Source organism: Kurthia sp. Dielmo (assembly GCF_000307285.2).
GTDB lineage: Bacteria > Bacillota > Bacilli > Bacillales_A > Planococcaceae > Kurthia > Kurthia populi.
Genome location: NZ_HE578959.1, coordinates 222,461 through 230,853, shown reverse-complemented (window position 1 = coordinate 230,853; position 8,393 = coordinate 222,461). Strand labels below are relative to the sequence as shown.

At 39.5% G+C, this 8,393-nt stretch carries 6 protein-coding genes; 1 reads left to right on the top strand and 5 read right to left on the bottom strand.

All coding sequences use genetic code 11. The features are described 5' to 3' along the window. The coding region (locus tag KTHG_RS12345; protein ID WP_483299891.1) for a zinc-binding metallopeptidase family protein at positions 1-551 on the top strand (551 nt) is incomplete at its 5' end. Between the two features lie 147 nt (positions 552-698). Here KTHG_RS12345 and KTHG_RS12340 read toward each other — a convergent pair. The 5 genes from KTHG_RS12340 to KTHG_RS12320 all read right to left on the bottom strand — a co-directional run bounded on the left by KTHG_RS12340 (position 699) and on the right by KTHG_RS12320 (position 8,185). Beyond that, complete coding sequence (locus KTHG_RS12340; protein ID WP_139993932.1) at positions 699-1,397, bottom strand: hypothetical protein; 699 nt, start codon at positions 1,395-1,397, stop codon at positions 699-701. Between the two features lie 298 nt (positions 1,398-1,695). Beyond that, positions 1,696-4,245: a YfhO family protein gene (locus KTHG_RS12335; RefSeq protein ID WP_139993930.1), complete on the bottom strand. Its 2,550-nt coding sequence runs from the start codon at positions 4,243-4,245 to the stop codon at positions 1,696-1,698. Continuing rightward, positions 4,229-4,609 carry a GtrA family protein gene (locus KTHG_RS12330; protein WP_126989393.1) on the bottom strand — a complete coding sequence of 127 codons (381 nt, stop codon included), beginning with the start codon at positions 4,607-4,609 and terminating at the stop codon, positions 4,229-4,231. The genes KTHG_RS12335 and KTHG_RS12330 overlap by 17 nt, the downstream gene beginning before the upstream one ends. A 2-nt stretch (positions 4,610-4,611) precedes the next feature. Beyond that, positions 4,612-5,598, bottom strand: a complete 987-nt coding sequence (locus KTHG_RS12325; RefSeq protein WP_139993928.1) for a glycosyltransferase family 2 protein — start codon at positions 5,596-5,598, stop codon at positions 4,612-4,614. Between the two features lie 223 nt (positions 5,599-5,821). Then, on the bottom strand, positions 5,822-8,185 hold the full coding sequence (locus KTHG_RS12320) for a DEAD/DEAH box helicase (protein WP_139993926.1): 2,364 nt from the start codon (positions 8,183-8,185) through the stop codon (positions 5,822-5,824). Between the last annotated feature and the right edge of the window lie 208 nt (positions 8,186-8,393).

Genomic DNA, 8,393 nt, shown 5'->3' with positions numbered 1-8,393 from the left:
AAATTAAAGCGGGGTGCTATGATACGCTACCAAATCTAACATTAAATGAAGTCATGTATGACAATGCACAGCTCTTACCAGACATTTCGTATACAGCGGAGGAACAAGCCTTTGCTAGAACATTACAACAAAATATTGATCCATCGGTTGTAGCAGGCTCTAAAGCATCGATGGCGCAGATGGGCTTTCAAGAAACGACCGATTTAGCACAAGGCTTCCAGCATATTCCCCAGATGTTCCGCATTCCAATGCCGGGCTCATCTGATATTGGCGATGTGTCTTGGATTACACCAATGGGCCAAATCATGACAACTTGTGCGCCGTCTGCTGTTCAGCTACATACGTGGCAGGCTACCGCATCGTTCGGCTCTAGCATCGGCATGAAGGGTATGCATTTAGCCGCACAAATTATGGCAGGTGCCGCACTTGATAGCTTCACAAATCCTGATATTATTCAAAAAGCACGTGAGGAATTTGACCGAAATCGTGCCGGTATTACGTATAAACCCGCTATTCCAGATGATGTCAAGCCGCCACAACCCGTTTCATAATGAAAAAATGCGGCTTTATACATGTAAAACAACTCCTATGAACATAAGAAAAACCGGAATCACGCTGTCGCGCGGTTCCGGTTTTTCGATGCAAACGCTAAAAAAGGAACATGACGTATTTTGTCCCAACCTCTTTTAATGACGCAATTAATTTAACACAGGCTCTGCCACATTTTTTTCACTAGCCTGTTCTTTTGCTGTCACAAGTAAAATACCAGCGATAAGTCCAAAAATATTTGTAAATACGCCAATAACGATCATTGCGATACCCCAACCTTTTTGCGTAGGTTTTCCAATGGCTTTACGCGCAAAGATGTTTAACATAATAAAAATAATACCGGCAATAATTGGGAAACCAGCTAGTACGACGCTAATGATTGCATCCCCAAATGATTGACCTTCAATAAATGAAACCACGATATTTAGCACGATAATCGCCAAAACAATCAGTGCATTCCAAACAATAGAAGCGGTAATAAAGCCACGCGCCATTTTATAATGACCCTGCGCTGTGATTTGTTGAGAAGGATTTGCTGCTAATAAAATACCGGCAACTACCGCAAACCAGTTTGTAAAAATACCAGATACGATTAAATAAATCGCCCAGCCACCCTCTGTTGCGGTATTGATGCTTTTGTGTGCAAAAATAGATAACACAAGAATAGCGAGTAAATAAAGAATAATTGCAAAAAAGATTGCCCATACGAAAACGATGTAGCCTGTCTCACGTGATGGTTGATCTGCAAGTAGTATTGCTGTTAGAAATACGCCAGAGCTTGCCACCGTAATTAAAACAAGAGCATTCCAGACAATCGAAATCATGCTTAAAACTTTTGCTGCGTTCATAAAAAATAGGACTCCTTTATAAAAAAATTAATACATATACAATTTTACGCATTAAAATCACTTTTTTATATAGAAATATTATCCTTTTTTGGTTATTAAATTATAGTTATAAACACTTAAAAAGATACTAGAACAAACATCTAGCTCCATTTTATGATGTATTTCACCGGCTTTCTATTTCTTCAGCTCTAATGGCTTTCCGTTTTGTTTCGTATGAATACACTTGTTTTTCCATCAAAAAACACCTCCAAAGGTTTTATCCCCTTTGAAAGTGTCTTTTTCTTTTTATATTGTCTCGTTAGTTCATTTTTTTAGCTTTATATATTCTTAATACGAGCAATACAAGGACTGACAAAATTGAAAGCCAGGCGGCAATTGGCCAATACGGTGGTAAATACGTGAACTCGACCGTATGCTTGCCTTTTTCAAGTGGAATGCCAACAAATGCATAATTCACTTTTTCTACTGTTACCTTCTTACCGTCTACAGTCGCACGCCAACCTTTGCCATATGGAATAGAGGTTGCGAGCACATCACCATCTTGTGCCGTAACTTCCCCAAATGCCTTGCCATTATCCCAAATCATCTGCGCTGTATTTTTACGCTCAAGTGCTTTATCAAGTGTTTGATAATCTTCCCCGTAAATCGCTAAATCACGTAGTTGATAATGCCCTTTAGGCAGCGTAATGGTCACCGTTTTCGCTGCATTTACAGCGACTGTCACATCATTAAAACCTGTTCGATAAATCGAATTTGATTTTTTACGTGTTGTTTTATATTCATTCACTTGAAGTGTAAAGCCTGTTGGATGTTTAATTCCTTCAATATGCATTTGAACATATAGCGTTTTCATACGCTTTGGTGTATCTAATGTTAATTGAATGTGACCTGATTCTCCGTCGACAATCAATTCATTATTTACCCATGTAGCGCCTTCAACCTTCGTCTGCTTAATAGGTATCGTTGCTACTTCAGGTGCCGTCATCGTACCGGCTTCGCGAATAACACCTTTTAGCATCGCCTGCTCTTTTGCAAGTACCGGTGCTTTTTCAAGAGCCTGCTCATTATATGATTCATTTGTCACACGGAACACGGGTAATAAATCTGTGTTCTCGTATGCACGGTAATTCGTTGTTTGTTTTGCCAGCTCATAACCGTATGGCACAGATTCGTCGCTGCTAGGACGCATATAAAACTGTACTTGCTCAAGCGCCATTAAATTCGTACGATTACCAAGTGTGCCATAACGGCTGACACTTTCTCGCCCCATATCAATTTGTAAATCACGCAAATAAAAATGCAGTAAATCACCATTTAAAATACTTGAATAAACGCTCGTTCCTTTAAAATCCTGGACCATTGGCGTATTATTACGCGTTGGTACAAGCCAATCAATACGATTATCCGTTGATGTCAGTTGCTGTTGCATCCATTGTACAAGGTTTTCTTGTTCATGTGCGTGATACGCCTGTGAATAAATAAACGATTTTGTTGCTACCCCTTCACCGCCATTTGCTAAATTGGCCGAGAAAATATTCGCCTCGATTAATACAACAATGACTATACTGACCGCTAGCCATTTAAATGCCCATTTACGATAGTAAAAGACGATGAAAAAGGCGAGCCATAGTAGTGAGATAATTATCAAGCCATTTGAAATAGCATGATCAGGTGATAACCATTTATATAAAAATAATGTCATAATTGATAAAATAGCCGCGATTAATGGCCAACGTTTGAAATGCCAATAGCTGGCACTATTTAGCGCAATCGCAAGCATCGCCCCGAAGCTCAAAATAATAATCGATTCCCAGCGCTGTTGAGGTGCTGAAAAGCCATTAAACATACTGCCTACATACGGAATAAAATGCGCCATAATACCGACAATGGACAACACCGCAAAGAAGCGGAATAAACGATGTTGATACAATTCCTTAACGAAAAATAACACAAAAATAAAGACTGGAACCCATAGTACACGCGGATTCGTAAAAATATCATCGTTTATATCAAATAATTTAATCGCGTCTTTATATGGTGGTCTCACATTGCCAATAAAGCTATAGGCCGCTGGAATAAAGGCAAAGCTTGCAATGCCCGCTGCTAACACACCGCCTCCGATATAGCGCCATAGTTGTTGCTTCACTGGCTGCTCATTTTCTGTAAAGTGGTAGAACATCCTCGCAATCGCATAAATTGCCCCAATTAATAATGTCATATACGATAAATAAAAATTACTAATCATAACAAGTGCGACTGCTAAAATAAAGAGCAGTGAAGATTCCTTGCGAATTATTTTTTCGATACCGAGTAACATAAGTGGAACCCAAAATAGCGAATCCGTTAAAATATCCCAATACACCTCATGACGGAAAAAGAAGGGACTTAGCGCATAAACAGCCGCTCCGACATACGCACCACGCGGCATATTCGTTACTTTACGTAAAAATAAATATGCCACATAAAAAACCGCTGTTTGTTTGACAATGCTCATCGGTATAACAAGCGCTGCCCAGTATTCAAAATTTGGCGTGAAACCGATTAACATACTCGCAAGCCACGTCAAGAGTACCCATGGTAAGAAAAATAAATTCGTTGTGAAATAATAAGCAATGGAGCTAAAAAAGCCGCCTCCTAATCCGAAATCAGCCGCATAGAAAAAATCACCCGCTACATACTTATCATAAATAAACTGCTTAAACGGCAACATTTGTGAAAGACCATCATTAATGCCTTTCATCACAAATCCTTGCTGCCACATAATGATGAAAAATAAATGGGCTATGATAGAAAAAGCCATCATACTAAATAGCATGATGACTAAAGATGCCTTACGTTTTTGAAACACGAATGATCCTCCTCGTTACAACAAAAGTAATAGGCACACTAATGATTACTGTTGCAATCGGTGCAAAATAAGGTGATAAATGGAGCCAATCTACAAACACGTACATACAAATTGTTTGAATGGCAATATTCGTAAGTTGCGTCAATGGGAATAATAAAAAAGATTTCCACGACGGTTTTTCTCTATACGTAAAATAAACGTTCATAAAATATGAACCAATCATACTAATAATTGTTGCCACAATATGACTTACCAAATAAGGCAAGCCTACAACCGAATAAAACAGCACATACCACGCATAGTAATGTGCTGTATTCAGAACGCCAACAACAATAAATTTAATATATTCATTTTTTGTATTCATTATTAGCTACTCTTTTTCTGTTTTAATTTAAATTTATTCGGCTCAAATTTCACAATTTTTAATGAACGATCTACATTTGCTTCCCCAACAATATAGTGTGGGCGACGTTTTACCTCATTATAAATATGACCGATATATTCACCGATAACACCTAGACTAACAAGCTGTAGACCACCTAAAATTAGTACCGCCGAAATTGTTGTAAAGTAGCCTGGAACTTCAATTCCTTGAATGAAAATACTTCCTAGCATTGCTGCAATATACAGGCTACCACCAAACATAAAGAGTAAACCTAAATAAAGACAAATGCGGAGCGGTTTTGTATTAAACGATAAAACGCCATCAATGGCATAAGACAATAGCATACCAAATGACCATTTTGTTTCGCCATGTTGACGTTCAACATTTTCATAATAAATATTTTTCTTCGATAAGCCAATCCATTCGAATAGACCTTTTGAGAAACGATTATTTTCACTTAATGACAACAATGCATTTACAGCTTTACGACTTAATAATCGGAAATCTCCTGCTCCGTTTTCAAGCTCTACTGAACTCATTTTATTAATTAAGCGATAAAATAAATTGGTAATGCCTCGGTGAACCGCACTTTCACCTTGGCGGTCGCGACATGCAACTACTTGATGATAGCCTGCTTCGTAACCTGAAATCATATCACGCATAAGAGACGGTGGATGCTGAAGATCACTATCCATCAGTAGTACCGCATCCCCTTTTGCATGTTGTAGCCCTGCATAAATTGCCGCTTCTTTCCCAAAGTTACGTGAGAAAGAAATATATTTCACATGGCAATCTTGTTGTTGCAATGCTTTGATTTTTTCTAACGTGTTATCCTCACTTCCGTCATCAATATAAATGATTTCGTAATCGTACGGCATTTGCTGTACTTCTTTGTAGATCGCTTCGTAAATTTTCGGCACATTTTCCTCTTCATTAAATGCCGGTAAAATAAACGAAATCGTTGACATGATAATATCCCCCTTTAATAAGAATCTACTAATACCTTTGCCTAAAAAGCTAATTATTAAACTTTACTTAAAAAGTCATATGGCAAATATACTAAAACTAATACACATGGATACTTTTCCATGTAAATCCTCTGCTGTCCAAGCAGTTACATATGTATGTAAATTCCCCTCCAATTCCTATCTTTCCCATATATCACGTTTTAAACAAAAAAAGTTCCCTCTTTTACCGAGGAAACGTTAATTTTTTGCTAATTAATTGTAAATTTTGCAAATTTGTCTTACCTCCCTTCGATAAAGGGGTTCGATACGCTAACACAAAGTCTTTTTTATCCGCACTAACGATGCCTGTTTTTTCACATTTATAGCCACCTTTGACACGTGCTTGCCTAAAGAGGTCAGCAACAATACGACGGTAGAGTGCAGGTTGTTCCTTTCGCCAAACTTTCAATGATACATCTTCTAAACGATGAGGCGCTAGCTCGATACGCAGTAGCTCCCCATCTACACAATGGCGAAAGTAATATTCATTATAATTGAAATAAATTTGCGTAAACTTATGCTCATGCCAGTAGTGCTGTAAAAAATCCGCTTTCTTTTTTGGTCCCATATCTTGTGACAAAATATTGGTCGCAAGTGCCGTCAAATCGACCTCTTGACGCTCTGTAAAATAAAATAACGGCGGGAACTGCTTCGTTTGAATATAACGACGAATAATAGCAACTAAATCGTGGCGTTCAATCGTAGGCGCCTGGTAATTTCCCGTAAAGCAGCGCACTTCTAGCTCACGTGCAATGGCACGTAGCACCCGTTCCTCTGGATAATCAGTTAATGGATAAGCCGCACAAACAAGTGGCAATTCTTTTCGCATTTGATGAAAGCCTTCTTTTAAATGGTCATATACTAAAATTTCTACCTGTACCTCAGCATCTGGCAGCAAATAGGAAAATGCTAGCATCCCAATCGGCACACTTTCTGAAAACGTCACATGCGTCATCCGGGAAGCATCAAAGGATTTGGCTAATTCAGCTGTAATTTTTTCAATTAACGGTGCCGAAATCATCCTTGTTGTAGCAACACGATTGTGTGCCATTGCCTCATTTAGACGGTCCGGTCCTTCAACTAAGCGCTGCGAGTTTGCCCAGGTGATATGCTCCATCCAATCATCTACAAAGCTTACAATATAGGCCTGCTGTGTACCACCTGCTGCTTTTCCACGCAGCGCACGCCCAATCATTTGTGTCATTAAAATACTTGATGTAGTAGGACGCGCGAGGAAAACCGTCTGTACATCTGGAAAATCAGCTCCCTCCGTCAAGATATTCACATTGATTAAAATATCGAGCTCTCCTGCTCGAAATGCATTAATGACAGCTGCGTTTTTCTGTGCCTGCTGTGAAATGACGACACCACATTTAACGCCTTGCTGCTGCATTAATGTATGAAGTGTCAGCGCATGTGCCTGATTAATGGCAAAAATAATCGTTTTACGATATTTTTTAGCATTACGTACATATTCACTCACAATCAAATGATTTCGCCTTTGATTTTTAACGAGCTGTGTAACAATTTGATCAGGTAATGTGTCAAAGCGCTCAATTGCTTGCTTTTGCCCTGTTGTCATTTCCTCGCCTACTGTTACATCCGTCTTCAAATCTAAGAAAATGGGTTCTGCTAGCATACCGGCTGCAATCAATGTTTTCAAATCTCGTTTAAATATAATATCATGCGTAAAAAGCCTTTTGAGCGCGCCCTTTTCCTCTTCATCTGTCCGAAATGGCGTCGCCGTCAAACCAAGTACTTGCATCGTCGTAGCAGCCTTCCGTACTTGCTCAATGACTTGTTGATACGTCGTTGCCACCGCGTGATGTGCCTCATCCACGATGACAATCACATCCTGCTCCTGTGCCCAACGAGCCAGGTTCTCCGGATGTGCTACTAAGCTATCCTTACTTGCAATGACGAGTTGCTCAGTCGAAAGTGTTTTACTATGCGCATGCTTACCTGAAATGATGCGATAAGATATAGCCGGTAAATCACTAGGCTGAAACTGTGCCGCTGTCACGATCGCGTGATAGGCCTGCTCTAAAAGCTCATGCCGATGCGCGAGCCATAGCACCTGCTTCCCTTTTAATAAATGTGGTAGCACCCATTCCACCGCGGTCGTTGTTTTGCCACCACCTGTTGGCAACACTAATAACCCTCGCATCTGTGTGTATTTACAATAGGCCTCATTAATCGTTTTAATAGCCTCCAACTGATAGGCATAGAGTGGATACTCTCGGAAACGCCCTCCGCAAGTAATGCGCTGTAAAGTAGCAGGTTGTTTCGTTGGTGTTGTCGCTAACTGCCAGATTAAGGTCCCATCTGGGTCAATCTCTTTCCAGCTATGAATCCCTTTTTCAAATACAAATACGAGTCCCTGTTTTTCCACTTCCTTTGCTACGTCATCAATCAGTCGCTGTGACCACGCTTTGTAGCCAAGCTTTCGTAAAAAAGTACGACAATTAAGCTGCGCCTGCTTGCGCTGTGTTTTTTCTACGCGCTCTTTTATTTCGAAAATAACTTCTTGTATCGTTTTCTTTTGCACATTACTATTCCTTTCCGAATGTTTGTTCCCTTATTATAACAAACTTTTATCACAAAAAAGAAACGAAGATAGCTAGAAGGGAACTAATCAATCTTCCAATGAACGCCTTTTTAGATTATTTCTAATATGCAATGCGTATTTCTAGTCAATTCCACGCAAAAAAGGAACCATGCCAAAGCACGGTTCCTCCTTACTTATACGCTTCTAT